17 protein-coding genes are annotated in these 24,414 nt (G+C 69.4%); 13 read left to right on the top strand and 4 right to left on the bottom strand.

All coding sequences use genetic code 11. The features are described from left to right. The first annotated feature begins 125 nt into the window (after positions 1–125). Both CP982_RS21480 and CP982_RS21485 read left to right on the top strand, forming a co-directional pair. Positions 126–1,247 (top strand): lipid II:glycine glycyltransferase FemX, encoded by a 1,122-nt coding sequence (locus tag CP982_RS21480; protein ID WP_030676906.1) that lies wholly within the window; start codon positions 126–128, stop codon positions 1,245–1,247. Between the two features lie 77 nt (positions 1,248–1,324). Further along, positions 1,325–2,356 (top strand): alanine racemase, encoded by a 1,032-nt coding sequence (locus CP982_RS21485; RefSeq protein ID WP_150512024.1) that lies wholly within the window; start codon positions 1,325–1,327, stop codon positions 2,354–2,356. Positions 2,357–2,585: 229 nt separating this feature from the next. Here the strand turns inward: CP982_RS21485 and CP982_RS21490 are convergent, their stop codons facing one another. After that, a complete protein-coding gene (locus tag CP982_RS21490) occupies positions 2,586–4,061 on the bottom strand; it encodes a glycosyltransferase family 87 protein (RefSeq protein WP_425329809.1) in 1,476 nt (491 codons plus the stop codon). A 268-nt stretch (positions 4,062–4,329) separates the two neighbouring features. After that, positions 4,330–7,038, bottom strand: a complete 2,709-nt coding sequence (locus CP982_RS21495) for a transglycosylase domain-containing protein (protein ID WP_150512025.1) — start codon at positions 7,036–7,038, stop codon at positions 4,330–4,332. Between the two features lie 374 nt (positions 7,039–7,412). Here CP982_RS21495 and CP982_RS21500 point away from each other — a divergent pair, with 374 nt between their 5' ends. From CP982_RS21500 to CP982_RS21515, 4 genes are all read left to right on the top strand, one after another. Continuing rightward, positions 7,413–8,099 carry a PadR family transcriptional regulator gene (locus CP982_RS21500; protein WP_150512026.1) on the top strand — a complete coding sequence of 229 codons (687 nt, stop codon included), beginning with the start codon at positions 7,413–7,415 and terminating at the stop codon, positions 8,097–8,099. A 58-nt stretch (positions 8,100–8,157) separates the two neighbouring features. After that, positions 8,158–9,240 (top strand): inositol-3-phosphate synthase, encoded by a 1,083-nt coding sequence (locus tag CP982_RS21505; protein WP_150512027.1) that lies wholly within the window; start codon positions 8,158–8,160, stop codon positions 9,238–9,240. Positions 9,241–9,318: 78 nt separating this feature from the next. Beyond that, positions 9,319–10,575 (top strand): MFS transporter, encoded by a 1,257-nt coding sequence (locus tag CP982_RS21510; RefSeq protein ID WP_150512028.1) that lies wholly within the window; start codon positions 9,319–9,321, stop codon positions 10,573–10,575. A 128-nt stretch (positions 10,576–10,703) separates the two neighbouring features. Further along, positions 10,704–11,234, top strand: coding sequence for an LppU/SCO3897 family protein (locus CP982_RS21515; RefSeq protein WP_150512029.1), 531 nt, complete (start codon positions 10,704–10,706; stop codon positions 11,232–11,234). 188 nt (positions 11,235–11,422) lie between these two features. Here the strand turns inward: CP982_RS21515 and CP982_RS21520 are convergent, their stop codons facing one another. Beyond that, positions 11,423–12,898 carry a CCA tRNA nucleotidyltransferase gene (locus CP982_RS21520; RefSeq protein WP_150512030.1) on the bottom strand — a complete coding sequence of 492 codons (1,476 nt, stop codon included), beginning with the start codon at positions 12,896–12,898 and terminating at the stop codon, positions 11,423–11,425. Positions 12,899–13,125: 227 nt separating this feature from the next. Between CP982_RS21520 and CP982_RS21525 the strand changes: the two genes are divergently transcribed. From CP982_RS21525 to trxA, 7 genes are all read left to right on the top strand, one after another. Continuing rightward, positions 13,126–15,546 carry a DUF6049 family protein gene (locus tag CP982_RS21525; protein WP_150512031.1) on the top strand — a complete coding sequence of 807 codons (2,421 nt, stop codon included), beginning with the start codon at positions 13,126–13,128 and terminating at the stop codon, positions 15,544–15,546. Between the two features lie 47 nt (positions 15,547–15,593). Then, positions 15,594–18,245, top strand: coding sequence for a murein biosynthesis integral membrane protein MurJ (gene murJ, locus CP982_RS21530; RefSeq protein WP_221515020.1), 2,652 nt, complete (start codon positions 15,594–15,596; stop codon positions 18,243–18,245). 118 nt (positions 18,246–18,363) lie between these two features. Next, on the top strand, positions 18,364–20,067 hold the full coding sequence (locus CP982_RS21535) for a protein kinase family protein (protein WP_150512032.1): 1,704 nt from the start codon (positions 18,364–18,366) through the stop codon (positions 20,065–20,067). A 34-nt stretch (positions 20,068–20,101) separates the two neighbouring features. Continuing rightward, positions 20,102–20,851, top strand: coding sequence for an RNA polymerase sigma factor SigM (sigM, locus tag CP982_RS21540; RefSeq protein ID WP_150512033.1), 750 nt, complete (start codon positions 20,102–20,104; stop codon positions 20,849–20,851). Then, on the top strand, positions 20,848–21,924 hold the full coding sequence (locus CP982_RS21545; protein ID WP_150512034.1) for an anti-sigma factor family protein: 1,077 nt from the start codon (positions 20,848–20,850) through the stop codon (positions 21,922–21,924). The genes sigM and CP982_RS21545 overlap by 4 nt, the downstream gene beginning before the upstream one ends. Before the next feature lie 181 nt (positions 21,925–22,105). Further along, complete coding sequence (gene trxB / locus CP982_RS21550) at positions 22,106–23,068, top strand: thioredoxin-disulfide reductase (RefSeq protein WP_150512035.1); 963 nt, start codon at positions 22,106–22,108, stop codon at positions 23,066–23,068. A 43-nt stretch (positions 23,069–23,111) separates the two neighbouring features. Continuing rightward, complete coding sequence (gene trxA / locus CP982_RS21555; protein WP_150512036.1) at positions 23,112–23,441, top strand: thioredoxin; 330 nt, start codon at positions 23,112–23,114, stop codon at positions 23,439–23,441. A gap of 135 nt (positions 23,442–23,576) precedes the next feature. Here trxA and CP982_RS21560 read toward each other — a convergent pair whose 3' ends face one another. Further along, positions 23,577–24,194 carry a GNAT family N-acetyltransferase gene (locus CP982_RS21560; RefSeq protein ID WP_150512037.1) on the bottom strand — a complete coding sequence of 206 codons (618 nt, stop codon included), beginning with the start codon at positions 24,192–24,194 and terminating at the stop codon, positions 23,577–23,579. Positions 24,195–24,414: the final 220 nt, after the last annotated feature.

Genomic DNA, 24,414 nt, shown 5'->3' on the forward strand with positions numbered 1-24,414 from the left:
AGAGACGGGCCAGGGGCGAAGGTGCGATACGCCCAGACGGGGCGCTCGCAGGGCGCAGTAGGCTTCGGCGCTAGAGCCGGAGCCCCTGTACCCATGGGGACAGACCAGCCCGAGGAGCGCCGCGAATGAGCCTGACCCTGAGGACCATCAGCCGAGAGCAACATCTGGCGTACATCCAGAGCCTGCCGTCGGCGAGCCATTGCCAGGTCCCCGCATGGGCAGACGTGAAGAGTGAATGGCGTTCGGAGAACCTCGGTTGGTTCGATGACAGGACCGGTCACATGGTGGGCGCGGGCCTGGTGCTCTACCGCCAGCTGCCCAAGGTGAAGCGCTATCTCGCCTATCTCCCCGAGGGCCCGGTCATCAACTGGTACGCGCCGAACCTGGACGAGTGGCTCCAGCCGATGCTCGCGCACCTGAAGAAGCAGGGTGCCTTCTCGGTGAAGATGGGCCCGCCGGTCGTCATCCGCCGCTGGAACGCCCCCGCGATCAAGGCGGGCATCCAGAACCCCGACGTGAAGCGTCTGCGCGACATCGAGGCCACGCACATCGAGCCGCGTGCCTTCGAAGTCTCGGACAAGCTGCGCCGCATGGGCTGGCAGCAGGGCGAGGACGGCGGCGCCGGCTTCGGCGACGTGCAGCCCCGCTATGTGTTCCAGGTGCCGCTGGCCAACCGCTCGCTGGACGAGGTCCTCAAGAACTTCAACCAGCTGTGGCGCCGCAACATCAAGAAGGCCGAGAAGGCCGGTGTCGAGGTCGTCCAGGGCGGCTACAACGACCTTCCCGAGTGGCAGCGGCTCTACGAGATCACGGCGATCCGCGACAAGTTCCGGCCGCGGCCGCTGAGCTACTTCCAGCAGCAGTGGCGGGCCCTCAACTCCGAGGACCCCAACCGCATGCGGCTGTACTTCGCGCGGCACAACGGCGTGAACCTTTCGGCGGCGACGATGCTCGTCGTGGGCGGGCACGTCTGGTACTCCTACGGCGCGTCCGACAACATCGGCCGTGAGGTCCGGCCCTCGAACGCGATGCAGTGGCGGATGCTGCGCGACGCCTACGCCCTGGGTGCCTCGGTCTACGACCTGCGCGGCATCTCCGACTCGCTGGACGAGACGGACCACCTCTTCGGCCTGATCCAGTTCAAGGTCGGCACCGGCGGCGAGGCCGTCGAGTACGTCGGCGAGTGGGACTTCCCGCTGAACAAGCTGCTGCACAAGGCGCTCGACATCTACATGTCGCGTCGCTGATCCCGCGCAGTCGACTTCCGCAATTCCTTCCATATCTCTGTTACACCGCAGCCACCAGAAAGGTTCCGGGACCAGCCATGGCGCTCACGCTCTATGTCGACACCGCGCGCTGGCGGGCACACCAGAAGCACGTGCTTGACCAGTTCCCAGGCATCGTCCCGGTCTGCAAGGGCAACGGCTACGGGTTCGGCCACGAGCGCCTCGCCGAGGAAGCCACGCGATTCGGCGCCGACATCCTGGCCGTCGGCACGACCTACGAAGCCGCTCGGATCAAGGACTGGTTCGGCGGCGACCTGCTGGTCCTCACCCCGTTCAGGCGGGGCGAGGAGCCCGTGCCGCTGCCCGACCGCGTCATCCGCTCCGTGTCGTCGCTGGACGGCGTGCACGGGCTCGTGGGCGCCCGTGTCGTCATCGAGGTCATGTCCTCGATGAAGCGCCACGGCATCACCGAGCAGGACCTGCCGCATCTGCACGCCGCCATCGAGGACGTGCGCCTCGAAGGCTTCGCGATCCACCTGCCGCTCGACCGCCCCGACGGCTCGGACGCCGTCGACGAGGTCATCGGCTGGATGGACCGGCTGCGCACGGCCCGGCTGCCGCTGCACACGATGTTCGTCAGCCACCTCAAGGCCGATGAACTCGCGCGTCTGCAGCAGCAGTTCCCGCAGACCCGCTTCCGCGCGCGGATCGGCACGCACCTGTGGCTGGGCGACCACCACGCGACCGAGTACCGGGGCTCCGTCCTGGACGTGACGCGCGTCGCCAAGGGGGACCGTTTCGGCTACCGGCAGCAGAAGGCCGCGTCCGACGGCTGGCTCGTCGTCGTCGCGGGCGGCACCTCCCACGGCGTCGGCCTGGAGGCTCCGAAGGCGCTGCACGGGATGATGCCGCGCGCGAAGGGCGTGGCCCGCGCGGGTCTCGCGACCGTGAACCGCAACCTCTCGCCGTTCGTCTGGGGTGCCAAGCAGCGCTGGTTCGCGGAACCGCCGCACATGCAGGTGTCGATCCTGTTCGTGCCGTCGGACGCCCCTGAGCCGACGGTGGGCGAGGAACTGGTGGCCCATCTGCGCCACACGACCACGCAGTTCGACCGGATCCTCGACCGCTGATCCTCCGGCTCCCGCGCCCGAGGGCGCGGCTCTGAACGGCGAAAGGGCCGGGCGCGAGGTTGTCGCGCCCGGCCCTTTCACGTGCCGGTCAGCTGCAGCTCCCGCCCACGTGCCGGTCAGCTGTCGCTCTCGCCCAGGTGCCGGTCGGCTACAGCTCTTGCTCACGTACCGGTCGGCTACAGCTCCCGGCCGCTCCGGCCCACCGCCATCCGGGGCTCATCGCGTTCGCTCAGAGCGAACGCTTTCCCGGCGTCCCCCATTTCACGTACGTCTCCTCGCCGTCCCGCGCCCCGTCGTACCGCGGTGACTGCCCGGCCGCACCCAGCACGAACACGTCCGGCGCGCCGTCCAGGACGCCGCCCGAAGGATCGTCCTCGCCGTTGCGCCGCACCACGTCCCTCTCCGGCATGAGGATGTCGCGGACGACCACGGCGCACAGGTACAGCGTCCCCAGCAGATGGATGGCGATGACCACTTGGTAGCCCTCGGTCGGCAGCCCCTTGTGGGCGTCTCCGCTCGTCGTGTACGCGAGGTACATCCAGATGCCCAGGAAGTACGCCACCTCGCACGCCTGCCAGATCAGGAAGTCCCGCCAGCGCGGACGGGCCAGCGCGGCGAGCGGAACCAGCCACAGTACGTACTGCGGCGAGTAGACCTTGTTGGTGAGGATGAAGGCGGCGACCAACAAGAACGCCAGCTGTGCGAAGCGCGGTCGCCTGGGGGCGGTGAAACCGAGCGCGGCGACGCCGAGACAGGCGAGCAGCATGAGCGCCATCGCCAGCTTGTTCACCGTGTCCGTGGTCGGCGGGTCGTCCATGCGCTGGGCGAGGATGAGCCAGAACGAGCCGAAGTCGACGCCCCGCTCCCGGCTGAAGCTGTAGAACTTCGCCCAGCCGTCCGGCGCCCGCAGTATCACCGGCAGGTTCACCGCCAGCCAGGCGGCGGTCGTAGCGATGAGCGCGGACCCGAACTCCCGCCATTTGCCCGCGCGCCAGCACAGCACGAGCAGCGGGCCCAGAAGCAGTGCGGGGTAGAGCTTGGCGGCCGTCGCGAGCCCCAGCAGGATGCCGAAGGTGACCGCGCGACCGCGCGACCACATCAGCATCGCGGCGGCGGTGAGAGCGACGGCGAACAGGTCCCAGTTGATCGTGGCCGTCAGCGCGAAGGCGGGCGCCAGGGCGACGAGGAGCGCGTCCCAGGGGCGGCGCCGGTGGGTGCGCGCCACGCAGACGGCGATGACGACTGTGCAGGCCATCAGCATGCCCGCGTTGACCATCCAGTAGAACTTCTCCTGGTGCTGCAGGCTGCCGCTGCCCGGCGTCAGCCAGGCGGCCACCTCCATGAACAGCCCCGTGAGCACCGGGTACTCCAGGTACTCCATGTCACCGGGCAGCTTGTCGAAGTACGGCGTCAGCCCGTCCGCGAAGCCACGGCCCTGGTAGAGGTGGGGGATGTCGGAGTAGCACGCGTGTGTGTACTGCGAGCTCGCGCCGACGAACCAGGCGCCGTTGTAGCACGGTGCCTTCTGCACCATGCCGAGGGCGAACATGCCGAGGGCGACCAGTGCGATGACACGTACGGGCGTCCACCAGGTCGCCGTGAGGAGCGCTCTGCGGCCGACGGGACCGCCGAGCAGCTCACTGCCGGAGGCCGCGACCTCGTCCTGCTTCGTGGGAAGCGCGGGCTGCGGCACCCGTTCGTTCAAGGGGGGTGTGCGCGTGTGGGGGGCGTCTTCTCTGCGCTGGGCATGGCGCACATCCTGCCGTACGGACCCTGTCAGGCCCTGGAAGCATCGACGTGCCCCGTCCCGTGGCATCGGCGCCCGGAGGCGCCAGCCGGGCGGCAGCGGACTCTCAGCCGGGCTCCAGCAGGCCACCCACACGCGCCGGCAAGCCTTCGGGCACGGACAAGGCCGCCGCACCACGCGGGTGCGGCGGCCTTGTTTCACGTGAAACACACGGCGTGCTCGGCGGTCAGTCCCCTCCGGTAGGACCGGCGAAGATCCCTCCACCATTGCCGTTGTGGCCGTTCCCGTTGCCGTTTCCGTTGCCGCCGTCCGCGTCGCCCGTCGGCGGTGGTGACTCACCGCCCGGATCACCGATGACGCCTCCGTCGTCGTCCCCGCCTTCGGAGGCCCCGCCGTCGTCCTTGCACGACGGGTCCCATTCCTTGCAGGTCTCCGTCGGGTCGGGGGACTTCGTCGTGGGCGGCGCGGAGGACTTGGTCTCCGTGGGCGTGGGCGACGGGGAGTCGCTGGGCTCCTCTTCCTCCTCGGTCTGCGTGGGCGAGGGCACGACGGGCTGGCCGACGATCTCGCCGATGGGCTCCGGCGTAGGGAACCTCAGGGCGGGCTTGTCCTTAAGCGCGACGGCCATGTAGTCCTGCCAGATCTCGGCGGGGAACGAGGCGCCGTGGATCTTCTCCTGGCCGCCCGTGCCGAACATCTCCAGGAACTTGCGCTTCTTGTTGGTCTCGTCGTCGTCCATCCGGTACATGCTGATCGCCGTGGACAACTGCGGGGTGTAGCCGACGAACCAGGCGGACTTGTTGCCGTCGGTCGTACCGGTCTTACCCGCTACCTGCCGACCGGGCAGCTTGGCGGAGGTGCCCGTGCCCTTCTCGACGACGGTGCGCAGGACGTCCGTGACGTTGTTCGCAACCGCGGGGTCGAAAGCGGACTTGGGCCTGGTGTCGTGGCGGTAGACCGACTGGCCCTCCTTCTCGATCTCCTTGACCGAGAACGGGTCGTTCTGCTTGCCGCTGGCCGCGAACGTGGCGTACGCGCCGGCCATCCGGATCGCGCTCGGGGACGACGTACCGAGGGAGAAGGATGGGTAAGTGGCGCCCGCCATGGAGTTGTCGTCCCGCAGACCAGCGTCTATGGCCGCGGCCTTCACCTTGTCGAGTCCGACGTCCATGCCGAGCTGGACGTAGGCGGAGTTGACCGACTCCCGCATCGCCTCACGCAGGTCGATCTTGTACGACGGCGGGTTGTAGGACTGGTGGCCGTCGTTGGTCTGCAGCCACTCCTTGCCGTCCTTGTCCGTCCAGACCGTACCGTCGTAATTCTGGATCTTGAGCTTGTTCTTGCCGCTGTACAGGCTCTTCGGGTTGATGATGATGCGCTGGCTGCTGTCCTGCTCGGCGCCTCCGGTCTTGCTCCGGATGCCGTTCTTGAAGGCCGCGGCGAGCACGAAGGGCTTATACGTGGAGCCGACCTGGGCGCCGGTCGTGTCGGCGTTGTTGGTGAAGTGCTTGGTCGCGTCCTCACCGCCGTAGATGGCCTCGATCGCACCGGTCCTGGGATTGACCGAGGCGCCACCGAACTGGACGTGCTTGTCCTTGTCCGGGCGCAGCTTGGGCTTGATGTTCTCCTTGCGGACCTTCTGCACGGCCTTTTCGAGCGCCGTGACCTTCTTCTTGCTGAAGGTCGTGTGGATCTCGTAGCCGCCCTGGTCCAGCTCGCGGGCGGAGATGTTGGTGTTGTTGACGACGTACGCCTTGGCGAGCGAGACCAGGTAGCCGATCTGGCCGCTCAGCTTGACGTTCGAGCGCGGGTTCTGCGGCGTCGGGAACTCGGTGTACTTGGCCCGGTCAGCGGCCTCCATGCTGCCGTCCTTGACCTCCTCGTCGAGGATCCACGCCCAGCGCTTCTTGGCGCGCTCCGTGTTCTCCTTCGGACCGGCCGCGGGGTCGATCTCGGGGTAGCCCGCCGGGTCGTAGTAGGTGGCGCCCTTGAGGACCGTGGCGAGCAGGGCGCACTCGCTCGGGTTCAGCTTCTGCGCCTCCTTGCCGAAGTAGGCGCGCGCGGCGGCCTGGATGCCGTAGGCGTTGCGGCCGTAGTAGGCGGTGTTGAGGTACCCCGCCATGATGTCTTCCTTGCTGACGGTCCGGCCGACCTTTATGGAGATGAACAGCTCCTTGAACTTCCGGCTGAACGTCTGCGACTGGTCGTCGAGCCGGGCGTTCTTCACGTACTGCTGCGTGATGGTCGAGCCGCCCTGGGTCTGGCCGCCCTTGGCCATGTTCACCACGGCGCGGGCGATACCCATCGGGTCGACGCCCTTGTCCTTGTAGAACGTCTTGTTCTCCGCCGAGATGACGGCGTTGCGCATCGCCTCGGGGATGTCCTCGTACTTGATGATCTGGCGGTTGGTCTCGCCGCCGGTCGCGACCATCTGCGAGCCGTCGGCCCAGTAGTAGACGTTGTTCTGCGCCTTGGCCGCGTTGGCGACCTCAGGGATTTCGACGAGCGCGTACGCGATGCCCGCGACCGCCAGCAGGCTGCCGAAGAACCCGATGATCAGGCTCGTGATCAGCCGCCACGACGGGATCCAGCGCCGCGGCCCGCTCCGACCCGCGCGCGGATAGTCGATGAAGCGCTTCTTGGGAGGGCCGTAGCCCCGCCCGCGGCCGCGTCCGCCGCTCTCCGGCGCCCGGCGTCGGCCTCCGCTCACGGAGCCGTTGCGGGCGGCGCGCCTGGCCTCCGCGCGCCCCCCGTAAGGCCGGTCCTCGTCCTCGGTGGCGCCGGACTCGTACGACGACGAAGGTCCGTACGACGAAGACGGCGATCCGGTGGCGCCTCGCGGTGCTGCGCGACGACCGGACGGCGCGCCGGACGCGCCCCGCCTGGCCGCGGCGCGTCCGCCGCCCTGCGGCGGCTTGCGACGGTGCTCGCTCATCGAACGACTACTCCTCGGGCAGGCGCGGTGATCCGCACCTGGAAACGGCAGCTGGTTTCCGGTCCCCCCGACGTACGGACGAGTCCATTCCGGCACTCGTCCGCACGGCACCGGGACAGTAACGCCATCTCACGTCACTTGGTTCCCGGCAGTACGCATGGCGCACAGACTACGCACCGTCAAAACCCTCTTAGCGCTGAAGTTCACCCCAAATCAGGCAAGTTACTTCCTACGAATCGGTGATGTGACGCCGTTCACCGTCCCCCCTCTTGTCGCAGCAGGCACGTCGTTCTATCGTCGTGATGTATCGAGTCGATACATCAGCTCGGCATAAAGGGCCGTGTGAGGCAGACCGGGACAGACAGGAGGAGACCATGAGCAGGCGCTCCGGCATCCTCGAGTTCGCTGTGCTCGGCCTGCTCCGCGAGTCCCCGATGCACGGCTACGAGCTGCGCAAACGGCTCAATACCTCACTGGGCGTGTTCCGCGCCTTCAGCTACGGGTCGCTGTACCCCTGCCTGAAGACACTGGTTGCCAACGGCTGGTTGATCGAGGAGTCGGGCACCGCCACCGCAGAGGCCCTGGCGGCTCCGCTCGCCGGGCGCCGGGCCAAGATCGTCTACCGGCTGACCGCGGAAGGTAAGGAACACTTCGAGGAGCTGCTCTCGCAGACCGGCCCCGACGCGTACGAGGACGAGCACTTCGCCGCCCGCTTCGCCTTCTTCGGCCAGACCTCGCGGGACGTGCGGATGCGGGTGCTCGAGGGCCGCCGCAGCCGCCTGGAGGAGCGCCTGGAGAAGATGCGCGCCTCCCTGGCCCGCACCCGGGAGCGCCTCGACGACTACACGCTTGAGCTGCAGCGCCACGGCATGGAGTCCGTGGAGCGCGAAGTGCGCTGGCTGAACGAGCTCATCGAGAGCGAGCGCGCGGGCCGCGACCAGCAACGGTCCGGTCCCGGGGGCTCCGCTCAGCAGAACAGCACATCTGGGGAGTCGGACGTCCTGCCCCGGCGGCGGGGGGACAACCCGCCGCCGGATACGTCCGGCGACACCGCCAAGTGACACCCCGCACTCGCGGGGTGCCATCCGGAATACCGAGATCACACAGGGAGCAACCGGAATGGGTTCGGTTCGCGTAGCCATCGTCGGCGTGGGCAACTGCGCCGCCTCGCTGGTCCAGGGCGTCGAGTACTACAAGGACGCCGACCCGGACAGCAAGGTCCCGGGCCTGATGCACGTCCAGTTCGGCGACTACCACGTCGGTGACGTCGAGTTCGTCGCCGCCTTCGACGTCGACGCGAAGAAGGTCGGCCTCGACCTCGCGGACGCCATCGGTGCCAGCGAGAACAACACCATCAAGATCTGCGACGTGCCGAACACCGGCGTGCAGGTCCAGCGTGGCCACACCCACGACGGCCTGGGCAAGTACTACCGCCAGACCATCGAGGAGTCCGCCGAGGCCCCGGTCGACGTCGTCCAGATCCTCAAGGACCGCAAGGTCGACGTCCTGGTCTGCTACCTGCCCGTCGGCTCCGAGGACGCGGCGAAGTTCTACGCCCAGTGCGCCATCGACGCCAAGGTCGCCTTCGTCAACGCCCTCCCGGTCTTCATCGCCGGCACCAAGGAGTGGGCGGACAAGTTCACCGAGGCCGGTGTCCCGATCGTCGGTGACGACATCAAGTCCCAGGTCGGCGCCACCATCACGCACCGCGTCATGGCGAAGCTCTTCGAGGACCGCGGCGTCCGTCTCGAGCGCACCATGCAGCTGAACGTCGGCGGCAACATGGACTTCAAGAACATGTTGGAGCGCGACCGCCTCGAGTCCAAGAAGATCTCGAAGACGCAGGCCGTCACCTCGCAGATCCCCGACCGCGAGCTGGGCGAGAAGAACGTCCACATCGGCCCGTCCGACTACGTGGCGTGGCTCGACGACCGCAAGTGGGCGTACGTCCGCCTCGAGGGCCGCGCCTTCGGCGACGTCCCGCTGAACCTGGAGTACAAGCTCGAGGTCTGGGACTCCCCGAACTCGGCGGGTGTCATCATCGACGCCCTGCGCGCCGCGAAGATCGCCAAGGACCGGGGCATCGGTGGCCCGATCCTCTCGGCGTCCTCGTACTTCATGAAGTCCCCGCCGGTGCAGTACTTCGACGACGAGGCCTTCGCGAACGTCGAGAAGTTCATCAAGGGCGAGGTCGAGCGCTGACCGCGCTGAACACCTGACCTGCCAAGGGTCCCCGGGTCGTCGACCCGGGGACCCTTGTCGTATGTGAGGCTGTGCGCCATGGCTGTCGTCGGTGACCTGCGCGTTCTGCTGCGCCTTCGGGACTTCCGGCGGCTGCTCGCCGTGCGCCTGCTCTCCCAGGGCGCGGACGGGGTCTACCAGGTCGCGCTCGCCACCTATGTGGTCTTCGCGCCGGAGAAGGAGGCCTCTCCCGCGGCGATCGCCTCCGCGATGGCGGTGCTGCTGCTTCCGTACTCGCTCGTCGGCCCCTTCGCGGGCGTCCTCCTCGACCGCTGGCGGCGCCGCCAGGTCCTCGTGTACGGCAACGTCCTGCGGGCCGCCCTGGCGTCCCTGACGGCCGTCCTGATGCTCGGCGACGCGCCGGACTGGCTCTTCTACGCCTCCGCGCTGTGCGTCACCGCCGTCAACCGCTTCGTCCTGGCGGGGCTCTCGGCGGCGCTGCCGCGCGTCGTCGACGCCGACCGTCTCGTCATGGCCAACTCCCTGTCGCCGACCGCGGGGACGCTGGCGGCGACGGCGGGCGGAGGCCTCGCCTTCCTCGTCCGCATCGTCGCCGCCGACTCGGACGCGGCCGTCGTCCTCCTCGGAGCCGCCCTCTATCTGTGCTCGGCGTTGGCCTCCCTGCGCATGCCGCGGGAGCTGCTCGGGCCCGAGAAGGAGTTGGTGCAGCCGCGTCTGGCGGTGGCGCTCGCCGGCACCGCACGCGGGCTGCTGGCAGGCGTACGCCACCTCGCCGAGCGCCGTGCGGCGGCCCACGCCCTGGTCTCGATGACCCTGATGCGGTTCTGCTTCGGCGCCCTGACCGTCATGGTCCTGATGCTGTGCCGGTACGCGTGGTCGTCGTCGGAGGACGACGGGCTCGCGCTGCTCGGCATCGCCGTGGTGTTCTCCGGCGCCGGATTCTTCGCCGCCGCCGTCATGACGCCGTGGGCCGTCGGGAGGTTCGGAGCCCGGGGCTGGATGATCGTCTGTGCGGCCACCGCCGCAGTCCTCGGCCCCGCGCTCCTGCTGCCCTTCGCGCCGGGCTCGATACTCGCCGCCGCCTTCGTCATCGGGCTCACCACCCAGGGCGCGAAGATCGCTACGGACACGGTCGTGCAGTCGGCGGCCGACGACGGCTTCCGCGGCCGGATCTTCTCCCTGTACGACGTGCTCTTCAACGTCGCCTTCGTCGGGGCGGCGGGTGTAGCGGCGCTGATGCTGCCCCCTGACGGCAAATCGGTCCTGTTGGTTGCCTCGGTAGCGCTGGTCTACGCGGCGATTGCTGGGGCTATGACCAGGTTTGACGCTCAGTAAGTGTCACATCAATGCCACAGAGCCCGGCTGAGGTTCGTCACGCCCACAGGAGCCGGATAACTTACGGAGGTCTTACGCGCCCTCGCGCTCCCATCCCTTCGTCCTGTTTCTCTTCTAGGGGGATCCCCGTGTCCACTCCGCCGCCCCAGGGCCAGAACCCATTCGGCCAGGGCCAGCAGCCCTACGGTCAGCCGCAGGGCCCGGGCGCTCCGCACCCCCAGGGCGCGGCTCCTTACGGCCAGACGCCCCCGCCGTACCCGCAGCACCCGGGTGGCGCACCGCAGCAGGGCGTCCCCTTCTACCAGGGCGGCCCGGACCCGGTGGCTCCGCGCAAGGGCAAGAAGAAGTTCATATTCATCGGCGTGGCGGTCGCCGTGGTCATCGGCCTCGCGGTCACGGCCGTCATGGCGGGCAAGGACGAGCCTTCCGCAGCCAAGGTCGGCGACTGCATGAGCATCGGCAACCCGGCGAACTCCACGGACCCGGACCTCAAGATCGTCGACTGCGGCGACAAGAAGGCCAAGTACAAGGTCATGGAGAAGAAGGAAAGCGGGGCCTGCGACCGCAACAAGTACGCCGAGTACCGCGAGACGGGCGGCAGCGATGACTTCACCCTCTGCCTGAAGCCGTACGTGCCGTCAGGCTCGACGGACAAGTAGGGCTTGGCAGTGTCACGAGGCTGACCGTGTGACTCTGTCGATGACAGTGCGCCTGCCGAGGGGCCATGTTTCACGTGAAACATGGCCCCTCGGCATAGGCGGCCCCGGCATAGGGGCCCTCAGAGCCAAGAGAAGGGGCGCGGTGTTTCACGTGAAACATCGCGCCCCTTCTCTTGGTCAGCTTTGCGTCAGCTGTCCGCGTTCTGTGCGGCCCACCACTCCTTGAGCGCCGCGGCCGCCGCATCCCGCTCCGTCGGGCCGTTCTCCAGGCGCAGCTCCAGCAGGAACTTGTAGGCCTGGCCGATCACCGGGCCCGGGCCCACGCCCAGGATTTCCATGATCTCGTTGCCGTCGAGGTCGGGGCGGATAGCGTCCAGCTCCTCCTGCTCCTGCAGGCGGGCGATGCGCTCCTCCAGGCCGTCGTACGCCCGGGACAGGGCATTGGCCTTGCGCTTGTTGCGGGTCGTGCAGTCGGACCGGGTCAGCTTGTGCAGGCGGTCGAGGAGCGGACCGGCGTCGCGGACATAGCGGCGCACAGCGGAGTCCGTCCACTCGCCCGTGCCGTAGCCGTGGAAGCGCAGGTGCAGCTCCACCAGCCGCGAGACGTCCTTGACGAGCTCGTTGGAGTACTTGAGAGCCGTCATCCGCTTCTTGGTCATCTTGGCGCCCACCACCTCGTGGTGGTGGAAGGAGACCCGGCCGTCCTTCTCGAAGCGGCGCGTCTTCGGCTTGCCGATGTCGTGCAGCAGCGCGGCGAGCCGCAGCCTCAGGTCCGGGCCGTCCGCCTCCAGGGCCATCGCCTGCTCGAGGACGATCAGGGTGTGGTCGTAGACGTCCTTGTGCCGGTGGTGCTCGTCGCGCTCCAGGCGCAGCGCCGGCAGCTCCGGCAGCACGTGGGCCGCGAGGCCGGTGTCCACCAGGAGGGCGAGACCCTTGCGGGGGTGCGCGGCCAGGATCAGCTTGTTCAGCTCGTCACGGACCCGCTCGGCGGACACGATCTCGATGCGCTCGGCCATCGCCGTCATCGCGGCGACGACCTCCGGGGCCACGTCGAAGTCCAGCTGCGCGGCGAAGCGCGCGGCCCGCATCATCCGCAGCGGGTCGTCCGAGAAGGACTCCTCGGGGGTGCCGGGGGTGCGCAGGACCCGCTCCGCGAGGTCGTCGAGCCCTCCGTGCGGGTCGATGAACTCCTTCTCCGGGAGCGCCACGGCCATGGCGTTCACGGTGAAGTCGCGGCGCACGAGGTCTTCCTCGATGGAGTCGCCGTACGACACCTCGGGCTTGCGGGAGGTCCTGTCGTACGCCTCCGATCGATATGTCGTCACTTCGATCTCGAAGCGCTGCTCGACACCGTCGACACGGGCGTCCTTCTGGCAGCCCACCGTGCCGAAGGCGATTCCGACCTCCCAGACCGCGTCCGCCCACGGACGAACGATCTTCAGTACGTCCTCGGGGCGGGCGTCCGTCGTGAAGTCCAGGTCATTGCCGAGCCTGCCGAGGAGGGCGTCCCGGACCGAACCGCCGACCAGGGCGAGCGAGAACCCGGCCTCCTGAAAGCGGCGGGCGAGGTCGTCTGCGACAGGGGACACGCGCAGCAGCTCGCTCACGGCACGCTGCTGCACCTGACTCAGGGCACGGGGGTTGTCTTCGTTGGCGTTCGGCACAACAGAAAAGGGTACGTGCCCCGGCGCCCCGAGGCCGCCCCGATTTCGCCGGGCTCCACGAAGGCCGTCCACAGCGCTCACCTCGGCCCTTGCCAGCCGCAGGACACGGTCTTCCGATCTTGTGAAGCGGTCCGCGGCACTCAGGCCCGGCGCGCCTCGTTACCATGCGTGGACGCAGCATCCGACAACCACCGACACAGCTGACGACGACGAGGGACGGGCAACGCGTGGCCGAGGCGGCAGACTTCCCGGGGACCACCCCCTCACCTGCCCGCCGGTGGCTCCGGCGCACAGCGGCACTGCTGGCCGGAGCGCCCCTACTGGCCGGTCTGCTCCAGGTGCCCGCAGGCTCCGCCGCGATCGCCGCCACACCGGACGTGAAGACCGCGCCCACAGGGGCGAAGAGCACCGCCAACAGCGTGCGGACGGGTCTGAAGGCCGCCGCCACGGGATCTCGGACCGTCGACGTCTCCCTGGACGCCCTGACGCCCAGCGCGCCCCGTAAGGGCGACACCGTCACCGTCTCCGGCACGGTCACGAACGACGGCCGCCAGGCGGTGACCGCGGCCCAGGTCGGTCTGCGTATCGCGCCTCCCCTCGGCAGCCGCACCGCGATCGACACGGCCGCGGAGCGCAAGGGGTTCCAGCCGGGTGCCGACGGCACCGAGGTCGGCGGGAAGTACGTAAAGAAGTTCGCCGCGCTCGCCCCGGGCGTCCCGCAGCGCTTCAGCATCTCCGTGCCCGTCAGCGCCCTCGACCTCGGCATGGACGGCGTCTATCAGCTCGGTGTGACGCTGACGGGCCAGACGGCGGCCCAGCCGTACCCGCAGGTGCTCGGCATCGAGCGGACGTTCCTGCCGTGGCAGGACGGGTCCGCGGACACGAAGACGAAGACCACGTACCTGTGGCCGCTCATCTCCACCACGCACCTCACCGCGCGGACGCGCTCCGACGAACAGCAGACGCCCGTCTTCAAGAACGAGGACCTCGCCAAGGAGATCCAGCCGGGCGGCCGCCTCGAGCAGCTGGTGACGCTCGGCGAGCAGCTCGACGTCACTTGGGTCATCGATCCCGACCTGCTGGTCTCCGTGGAGGCGATGGCGGACAAGTACGAGGTCGAGGGGCCGGACGGGACGACGGTTCCCGGCCGCTACGACACGGTCGCGCAGCAGTGGCTCACCGAGCTGCAACAGACGGTGAAGGGCAAGAAGGTCGTCGCGCTGCCGTTCGCCGACCCCGACCTCGCCTCGCTCGCGCACAACGGCAAGGCGGTCTCCGGGTCCCTCGGCCACCTCAAGGAGGCCACCGAGGTCGGCGCCAAGGCCGTGCGCGACATCCTCTTCGTGAAGCCGACCACCGACTTCGCCTGGCCTGCCGACGGTGCCATCGACCCGTCCGTCGTCGACGTCGCGACCTCGGCGGGCGCCCACCGGGTGATCACCCGCAGTGACAGCCTGCGTGAGACCCACGGTCTGCTGTACACGCCCAGCGCGGCCCGGCCCATCGGCGGCGGCACTACCGCTGTGGTCGCCGACGCCCGGCTCTCCACGGCCTTCCAGGGCGACATGACGCGGTCCGAGAACTCCACCCTCGCGGTCCAGGAGTTCCTCGCCCAAAGCTTCATGATCACGCTCCAGGACACCAAGCAGCGCAACATCGTCGTCGCCCCGCAGCGCACGCCCACCACGAGCCAGGCCCAGGCGATGGCCAAGGCACTGACCGCGCTCGACGACGAGCGCTGGTCGCAGCCGCAGGACCTGACCACGGCCGCGAAGGCCAAGCCCGATCCGGGCGCCACCACCCAGGTGCCATCGGCCGCCTCCTACCCGGCCTCGCTCCGCAGGCAGGAGCTGCCCCGGTCGGCGTTCGAGGAGATCCGGGGCACCCAGGACAAGCTCGACGTCTTCAAGATGGTCCTCTCCGAGCCGGACCGGGTGATCACGCCCTTCGGGCGGGCCATGGACCGCGAGATGTCCACGTCGTGGCGCGGTCGCGCGGAGGCGGCGCAGGGCTACCGCAAGAGCGTGCAGGGCTATCTGACCAGCCTCATGCGCCAGGTCTCGCTGATCAAGAAGTCCGACGCGAAGCTGTCGGGCCGCAGCGCGACGATCCCGGTGACGGTCCAGAACAACCTCGTCCAGGGCGTCGACCACCTCAGGCTCCGGCTCACGTCGACGAACCCCACACGTCTGAAGATCGGCGACGGCCTCTACGAGGAGCAGCCAGTCAAGATCACGGGCGGCGGTCACACCCAGTCGGTGAAGTTCACCACCACGGCCAACGCCAACGGCCCGGTCCAGGTGTACGCCCAGCTCTACACCGAGGACAACCAGCCGTACGGCGAGGCCGTGTACTTCGACGTCAACGTCACCGAGGTCACCCCCACGGTGATGCTGGTCATCGCCGGCGGCGTCCTGCTGCTCGTCCTCGCCGGGTTCCGCATGTACACCCAGCGCAAGCGCGCGGCGCGGCAGCGGGCGGAGGCGGGCCCGGACGGCGGCCCCGACGGCGACGGCGACGCCACGGACGAGCCCACCCCCGACACGGGACCCGACGCGGGGGAACCCGAGCAGCCGAGTGACCCGACACCGGACACCGCTCCGGAAAGCACCGAGCCGTCGCACACGGGTGAGAGAGTGGACCGTTGAGCGATGTCGTGGCCGGTGGGCCCGGGGACCATGAGGTGGGGTAAACCATGAACGCGCCGTACGACGGTGAGCGCGGCCAGGGCGCGGGCGGCTCCGGCGCTGCCGGGGGCCCGCCGCCAGGGCCCCATGAGGACGGCCAGGTGCCCCAGCAGCAGGCGCCCGACGCCTACCTCCAGGACGCCTACGCCCAGGACCCCTACCGCGCTCAGGACCTCTCTGCCCAGGACCCGGTGGCCGAGGCGCTCTACGATCGTGCCGCGCACCCCCCGCCCCCGCCCGGCACGTACCAGGACCCGCAGCAGCTCTACGCCCAGCCGCCGTCGCCCCAGCACGCCCCGGACCCCCGTGTTTGGGCCCAGACGCCGCCCCCGGAGCCGGACGGCGCCACCCGGCACCTTCCGTACGGCGACGACCCGCGCACGACGCAGTACGTCGGCGTCGACGACCTCGTCACCCAGGCCGGCGAGGAGCGGCACCAGCCGGACGCCTTCGCCCACCTCTTCCGCGACCAGCAGGGCAGCGGCTACCCCGACCCGCGCGCCGGAGCACACCAGCAGGACCCGCACCTGGGCGACGGCTACCAGCAGGACCCGCGGAACCAGGCGTACCAGGCGGGCGGCTACCCCGATCAAGGTCATCCCCAGGGCGGCTATCAGCAGCAGGACGCCGGATACCAGCACCGGCAGGGCGCGGCCCACCAGCAAGGCGCCGCGTACCAGGCTCAGCAGGGCCAGCAGGGCGCCGGTTACCCGGACCAGGCCGCGTACCCGTACCAGCAGCAGGGCGCGGCGGCCCCGTACGACCAGCAGCAGGGAAACGCGCAGTACGCGTACCCGCAGAACGACCCCCAGTACTACCCCCAGAGCGGCACCCCGTACGTGAACCACCAGAACACCCCGTACGCGAACCAGCAGGCGGGCGGCTACTACCAGGACCCGAACCAGCAGGGCCAGCCGTACCAGGACGCGCCGCAGTACGACATCTCGCGTCCGCCCGGCGAGTCCCCCGCCGTGCCGGCCCCGGCCCCGGCGCAGGAGCCCGCGCCCGCGGCGCCCGCGGCGAAGTCCGGCGGCCGCGCGTCCAGCCTGCTGAAGTCGAGCGCCGTGATGGCCGCGGGCACGATGGTGTCCCGGCTCACCGGCTTCGTCCGCTCCGCCATGATCGTCTCGGCGCTCGGCATCGGCCTCCTCGGCGACACCTTCCAGGTCGCCTACCAGCTGCCGACGATGATCTACATCCTCACCGTGGGCGGCGGTCTGAACTCGGTCTTCGTGCCGCAGCTCGTGCGTGCCATGAAGGACGACGAGGACGGCGGCCAGGCGTACGCCAACCGCCTGCTCACACTGGTCATGGTGGCGCTGGGCTTCCTCACCGTGGTCGGCTGGTTCGCCGCGCCCGTCCTGGTGCACCTGCTGTCGACACCGGTCGCCAGTGACCCGGCGGCCAACGAAGTCGCGATCACCTTCGTCCGGTACTTCCTGCCCTCGATCTTCTTCATGGGCATCCACGTCGTGATGGGCCAGATCCTCAACGCGCGCGGGAAGTTCGGCGCGATGATGTGGACGCCGGTCCTCAACAACGTCGTCATCATCGCGACGCTCGGCATGTTCCTGTGGGTGTACGGCACCTCGGAGAAGTCGGGCATGCGCGTCACGTCGATCCCCGACGACGGTGTGCGCCTCCTCGGCGTCGGCGTCCTGCTCGGCATGGTCGTCCAGTCGCTCGCGATGATCCCGTACCTCCGGGAGACGGGCTTCAAGCCGCGTCTGCGCTTCGACTGGAAGGGCCAGGGCCTCGGCAAGGCCGCCATGCTCGCCAAGTGGACGATCCTCTTCGTCCTCGCCAACCAGGCCGGCGCGATCGTCGTGACCCAGCTGGGCACCGCGGCCGTCAAGCACTCCGGCATGGACGGCACCGGCTTCTCGGCCTACTCCAACGCCCAGCTCATCTGGGGGCTCCCGCAGGCCATCATCACCGTCTCGCTGATGGCCGCCCTGCTGCCCCGGCTCGCCCGCGCGGCCCACGAGGGCGACGCCGGAGCGGTCCGCGACGACATCTCCCAGGGCCTGCGCACCTCCGCCGTCGCGATCGTGCCGATCGCCTTCAGCTTCGTCGCACTCGGCATCCCGATGTGCACGCTCATGTTCGGCTCGTCCGGCGTCAACGGCGCCACTCGCATGGGCTACATGCTGATGGCCTTCGGCCTCGGTCTGATCCCGTACTCCGTGCAGTACGTCGTGCTCCGCGCCTTCTACGCGTACGAGGACACCCGCACCCCCTTCTACAACACCGTCATCGTGGCCGCCTTCAACGCCGCCGCCTCCGCGCTCTGCTACATGGTGCTGCCCGCCCGCTGGGCCGTAGCGGGCATGGCCGCTTCCTACGGCCTCGCCTACGCGATCGGTGTGGGTGTGGCCTGGCGACGGCTAAGCAAGCGGCTGGGGGGCGATCTGGACGGTGCGAACGTGGTCCGTACGTACGCCCGTCTCGTGATCGCCTCGGTGCCGGGTGCGATTCTCGGCGCCGCGGCCGGGTACGCGATCACCAAGGCGCTGGGACAGGGCGTCTTCGGCTCACTGGCCGCGCTGGTCGTCGGCTGCGCGGTACTGTTCGGCGTCTTCTTCCTCGTCGCGCGGCGCCTGCGCATCCAGGAACTCAACTCCCTGGTCGGCACGGTACGGGGGCGCCTGGGACGCTGAGGCGCGGAAGTCCGCACAACCATCGGCGGCCACCGCGTGTCGTGCATAGCGGCGGTCTGTGGGCACAATTGGCTTTGGCGTCTGACGTAGCGCAACGGATGGGGAGGCAGGAACGACGGTGGCGGAACGGAGCACGGCTGCCGTCGACGTGGCAGACAACAGCGGCGACGAGCCGCTGACCGCGAAGGCGGAGCAGTCCACGGCCGACGGGGTGGCCCAGACCCGGGAGCGGGACACGGCGGACGACAGCGCGGCGGAGACGAAGGGGCCCTCGAGTCCGCCCGGGGCGACCACGCCCCCTGAACTGCACAGCGGCCACAAACTCGCCAGACGCTATCGCCTCGAGGAGTGCGTCACCCGTCTGGACGGTTTCAGCAGCTGGCGCGCGGTGGATGAGAAGCTCCGCCGGGCGGTGGGTGTGCACGTGCTGCCCGCGGACCATCCGCGCGGGCGCTCGGTGCTCGCCGCGGCCCGGTCCGCGGCCCTCCTCGGCGACCCGCGCTTCGTGCAGGTCCTGGACGCGGTCGAGGAGAACGACCTCGTCTACGTGGTCCACGAATGGCTACCGGACGCCACGGAGCTCACCGCTCTGCTGGCCGCCGGTCCGCTGGAGGCCCACGATGCCTACCAGCTCGTCAGCCAGGTCGCCCAGGCCATGGCGGCGGCGCACCGCGAGGGCCTCGCCCATCTGCGGCTGACCCCCGGCGCCGTGCTGCGCACCTCATCGGGCCAGTACCGCATCCGCGGCCTCGCCGTGAACGCCGCCCTGCGCGGCATCACCTCCGAGGCCCCGCAGCGCACCGACACGGAGGCCATCGGCGCCCTCCTGTACGCCGCCCTGACCCAGCGTTGGCCGTACGAGAACGACGCACACGGCCTGTCCGGGCTGCCCAAGGGCGTCGGCCTCATCGCCCCCGACCAGGTCCGCGCGGGTGTGCACCGGGGCCTGTCGGAGCTCTCCATGCGCGCGCTCGCCAACGACGGCGCGACCGCGTCCCGCCAGGAGCCCGCCTGCACCACGCCGGACGACCTGGCGAAGGCCGTTGGCGAGATGCCCCGCATCCGCCCGCCGGAGCCCTCCTTCACGGCTCCGCCGGAGTACCAGCGCACGACGTACCAGCAGGGCACGTACGGCCGCGGCGCACCGCCTCCGGGCGCCACGCAGGTCATCCAGCCCCCGCCGCCCCCATTGCAGAGCCGCACCGGCAAGGCCCTCAAATGGGCCGTTTCGGCGCTGCTCATCGCCGCGCTCGGCCTGGGCAGCTGGCAGCTGGCGGACGCCCTCATGGACCACGACAACAAGTCGGGGGACTCGGGCACCTCGCAGACGTCCGAGGGCGGCGACAAGAACAAGCCCAAGCCGGGCAAGCCGATCACGATCCAGAACGCCCAGGCGAGCGGCATGGGCGGGGAATTCAAGAAGTCCACCGAGGGCGGCTCCGAGCTCTGGCGCACCGCGACGTACAACGAGGGGCCCAACCTCGCCCCGTACAAGCCGGGTGCCGGCATCGTCTACGACCTGGGATCGGAAAAGCAGCTCTCGGACGTGTCGATCAAGCTCCTGTACAGCGGTGACCACACGACGATCTCACTGCACGCGGCCGACTCGATGTCGCCCACAGGACCTGCCGGCTCGATGAAGAAGATCGGCTCGGGCGAAGCAACCGGCAGCTCCTTGAAGATCAAGGCGAACTCCAAGGTGAAGACCCGGTACGTACTCCTCTGGGTGACGGCGGTTCCGTCGGTCCCGGCCGAGCAGTACCGGGGCGCCGGCTTCCGGCAGGGCATCACGGGCGTCCAGTTCAAGGGTCTCAAGGGCTGAGGCCACGCGGCTCGGGGTGGGGAGGGGGTTCGAGGTGGACGACGCCGCGCACGGTGAGCTGAGCGACCAGGACCTCCTGTCCCGCCACGTCGACGGCGACAAGGACGCCTTCGGCGAACTCGTCCGCCGCCACCGAGACCGGCTGTGGGCCGTGGCCCTGCGCACCCTCGGAGACCGTGAGGAGGCCGCGGACGCCGTCCAGGACGCCCTGGTCTCCGCGTACCGGGCCGCGCACACCTTCCGCGGCCAGTCCGCCGTGACGACCTGGCTGCACCGCATCACCGTGAACGCCTGCCTCGACCGGGCGCGCAAGGCCGCCTCCCGGAAGACCTCGCCCGTCGACGACACCGAGCGCCTGGACCAGCTCCTCGAACCGCACGAGTCCGCCGCGGCACCGGTCGAGCGCGGCGATCTGCACCGGGAGCTCCTGCGGGCGCTCAACACGCTGCCGCCCGACCAGCGGGCCGCCCTCGTCCTGGTGGACATGCAGGGCTATCCCGTGGCCGAGGCAGCCCAGGTGCTCGACGTCCCCACCGGCACGGTGAAGAGCCGCTGCGCACGGGGCAGAGCGAGGCTCCTGCCCCTCCTGACCCATCTGCGGACGGCGCCACCGGGCGAAAGCGGCCCCGGCAGCCAGGGCGAAGGAAAAAGGGCCGCCCCAGGAAGGAACCGGACGCAGGGGACAACCGTCCCACCGGCAGCGGACCCCCCGCGTACGGGGTCGTCCCAGGACACGGAACCCGGCGATTCAGCGGCAGTGAAGGGCGGAGGTGGGCGAGCGTGACCACGACGACGGACTCGACTGGGCACCCGGACGTCTCCGAGATCTCCGACCTCACCGAGGGCCTGCTCTCGCCGTCCCGCACCCTCGATGTGCGGCGGCATCTGGACGAATGCGCGCTCTGTACCGACGTCTACGACTCCCTCGAAGAGATTCGCGGCATGCTCGGCACGCTGCCCGGGCCCTCGCGCATGCCCGCCGATGTCGCGGAGCGCATCGACGCGGCCCTCGCGGCCGAGGCGCTCCTGGACTCCGCGGTCACGGACGACGCGGGCGCTTCCCCGTCAGCTCACGAAGCCGAGACCGCTTCCAGGCGTGAACCGAGCCTTGAATCCGGCCGCGAACCGAGCCTCGAACCTGTCGGCGCATCCGTCACCGAGGGCGCCGCTCATGTTTCACGTGAAACATCGGCCTCCGAGCCGAGCGAAGCGACCGCTTCATCGAGCAAGTCCGCAACCTCAGCCGGTACCGCAACCGGCAGTGGCAGCGGCACCCACGGCCCGTCCGGACGTCCCCGTGCGGCCACCGGTCCGGGGCGAGGCGGTCGTTTCCGGGGTCGGCGTCGGCGTACCGCGGCCCTCGGTGCCGTGTTCACCGCTGCCGCCCTGGGGCTGGGTGCACTGCTGATCCAGCCGTGGGACGACTCAGAGGGCTCGCAGAAGGCCACGGCGGGCCGAACGGCAAGCGCCGACGCCTTCTCCAAGGGCAAGCTCAAGGACCGCGTCAACAAGATGCTCACTGGCGAGCAGAGGATCGCCGGCACCGAGGACACGCCCTCTCCCAAGCAGAGCATCGGCCCCCAGACCACCCCGGCCCGCCCGAAGAAGGGCGCGACGGAACCCGACGACTACGTCGAGATTCCCGCCTGTATCGAGCGGAGCCTCGGCGGCGGAGCCCCCCTGGCCGCGGACAAGGGCACCTACGAAGGCAAGAGCGCCTACCTGGTCGTGGTGCCGCACAAGACCGACGGCACCAAGGTGTCCGCGTATATCGTCGATGCCGCCTGTGTGAACGAGTCCTCGTCGCCCGACGCCACCGGCAAGGTACTGCTCGTCGAGTCCTACAACCGGAACTGAGCAGCGCCCGGCCCGGCTGACTTGCGCCGATCTCACCCCCGCTGTCCCGCACCCGGCGCTTCCGTGTGCTCGGACACGTTTGGGAATGCGCGCCCCGTAGGATCCGTTGGGTGGGGTGAGAGCCCTGAGACAGGCACCCGCCAGCAGTACGCAGCAGTCTTCAGAGACGAGGAATCAAGCCGTGACCGACGTCCGTAACGTGATCATCATCGGCTCCGGGCCCGCCGGCTACACGGCGGCGCTCTACACCGCGCGCGCGTCCCTGAAGCCTCTGGTGTTCGAGGGCGCCGTCACCGCGGGCGGCGCGCTGATGAACACCACCGATGTGGAGAACTTCCCGGGCTTCCAGGACGGCATCATGGGCCCGGAGCTCATGGACAACATGCGCGCCCAGGCCGAGCGCTTCGGCGCCGAGCTCGTGCCCGACGACGTGGTCTCCGTCGACCTCACCGGTGAGATCAAGACCGTCACGGACACGGCCGGCACGGTGCACCGCGCGAAGGCCGTCATCGTGACGACGGGTTCCCAGCACCGCAAGCTGAGCCTGCCGAACGAGGACGCGCTGTCCGGCCGTGGCGTCTCCTGGTGCGCGACCTGCGACGGGTTCTTCTTCAAGGACCAGGACATCGCCGTCATCGGCGGTGGCGACACCGCGATGGAGGAGGCGACCTTCCTCTCCCGGTTCGCCAAGTCCGTGACGGTCGTCCACCGCCGCGACAGCCTGCGTGCCTCCAAGGCGATGCAGGAGCGCGCCTTCGCCGACCCGAAGATCAAGTTCGTCTGGGACAGCGAGGTCGCCGAGATCAAGGGCGAGCAGAAGCTCGCCGGTCTCACCCTGCGCAACGTCAAGACGGGCGAGACGTCCGAGCTGCCGGTGACCGGCCTGTTCATCGCGATCGGCCACGACCCGCGCACCGAGCTCTTCAAGGGCCAGCTGGACCTGGATGGTGAGGGCTACCTGAAGGTCGACGCGCCGTCGACCCGGACGAACCTCACCGGTGTCTTCGCCGCCGGTGACGTCGTCGACCACACCTACCGCCAGGCGATCACGGCGGCGGGCACCGGCTGTGCCGCCGCTCTGGACGCCGAGCGCTTCCTCGCCGCCCTCGCGGACAGCGAGACTGCGGCCGCTGCTGCTGTCTGACCTCGTTTCGCCCCCACCCGCACCACCATGTGAGGAGCCCGCCGTGGCCAACCTGAAGAACGTGACCGACGCTTCCTTCGACGAGGACGTCCTCAAGAGCGACAAGCCCGTACTCGTGGACTTCTGGGCCGCCTGGTGCGGTCCGTGCCGCCAGATCGCGCCGTCGCTCGAGGCGATCGCGCAGGAGCACGGCGACAAGATCGAGATCGTCAAGCTCAACATCGACGAGAACCCGGGCACGGCCGCCAAGTACGGCGTCATGTCGATCCCGACGCTGAACGTATACCAGAACGGTGAGGTCGCCAAGACCATCGTCGGCGCCAAGCCGAAGGCGGCCATCGAGCGCGACCTGGCCGACTTCATCGCCGAGTAAGGCACCACGTCATCGGGGTCCGCCGCATCGGCGGAGAGCGATGTTTCACGTGAAACACGAATGGGCCAACCCCACGGGGTCGGCCCATTCGTCTGTCCGCTGAGATTCACCGCCGCTGGAGTACACCGGGACCGCCTAGAGCGGCCGAAGCGCGGGCTCCTTCTGCACTGCTCCCAGCAGCCGGTCGAGCGCCAGCTCGACGTCTTCCTTCCACGAGAGCGTCGTCCGCAGCTCCAGCCGGAGCCTCGGATAGGCAGGGTGTGGGCGGACCGTCTTGAAGCCCACCGCGAGGAGATGGTCCGCGGGAAGCACACACGCGGGCTTCTCCCAGCGCGCGTCGCCGAAGGCCTCGATGGCCTTGAACCCCCGGCGCAGCAGATCCTTGGCGACCGTCTGCACGATGACGCGGCCAAGCCCCTGCCCTTGATAGCCCGGCATGATCCAGGCAGTCATCAGCTGAACGGCGTCCGGCGAGACCGGACTCGTGGGAAAGGCCGTGGACCGCGGCACATAGGCGGGGGGAGCGTAGAGGACGAAGCCCACCGGCACCTCGTCGACGTAGACGACCCGACCGCAGGACCCCCACTCCAGCAGGACGGCGGAGATCCACGCCTCCTTCTCCAGCTCGGGCGTTCCGGCCTTCAGCGCGGCCTGGCCGCTGACCGGGTCCAGCTCCCAGAAGACACACGCGCGGCAACGCCTGGGAAGGTCCGGAAGGTTGTCCAGCGTGAGCGGTACGAGCCGTCGCCCCATGAAGGCGGTTCCTCACTTCCTTCGCCCGCGACGCCACGAGCAGCTGTCAGTGCGCTCCGTTCCCTGAGCAGGCTGCCGACGAACCCACCGACCGCGCCCAGGCCGAACCCCGCGGTCATCAATCCGGTGCGGCTCACCGATCGCATGGCCCCCGCCTCCCCTAAGAGGTGCCGTCAGGTGTTGCGCCATACCCAAGCGCATCGTATCCACGATGTGATTG

Source organism: Streptomyces spectabilis (genome assembly GCF_008704795.1).
Classification (GTDB): domain Bacteria; phylum Actinomycetota; class Actinomycetes; order Streptomycetales; family Streptomycetaceae; genus Streptomyces; species Streptomyces spectabilis.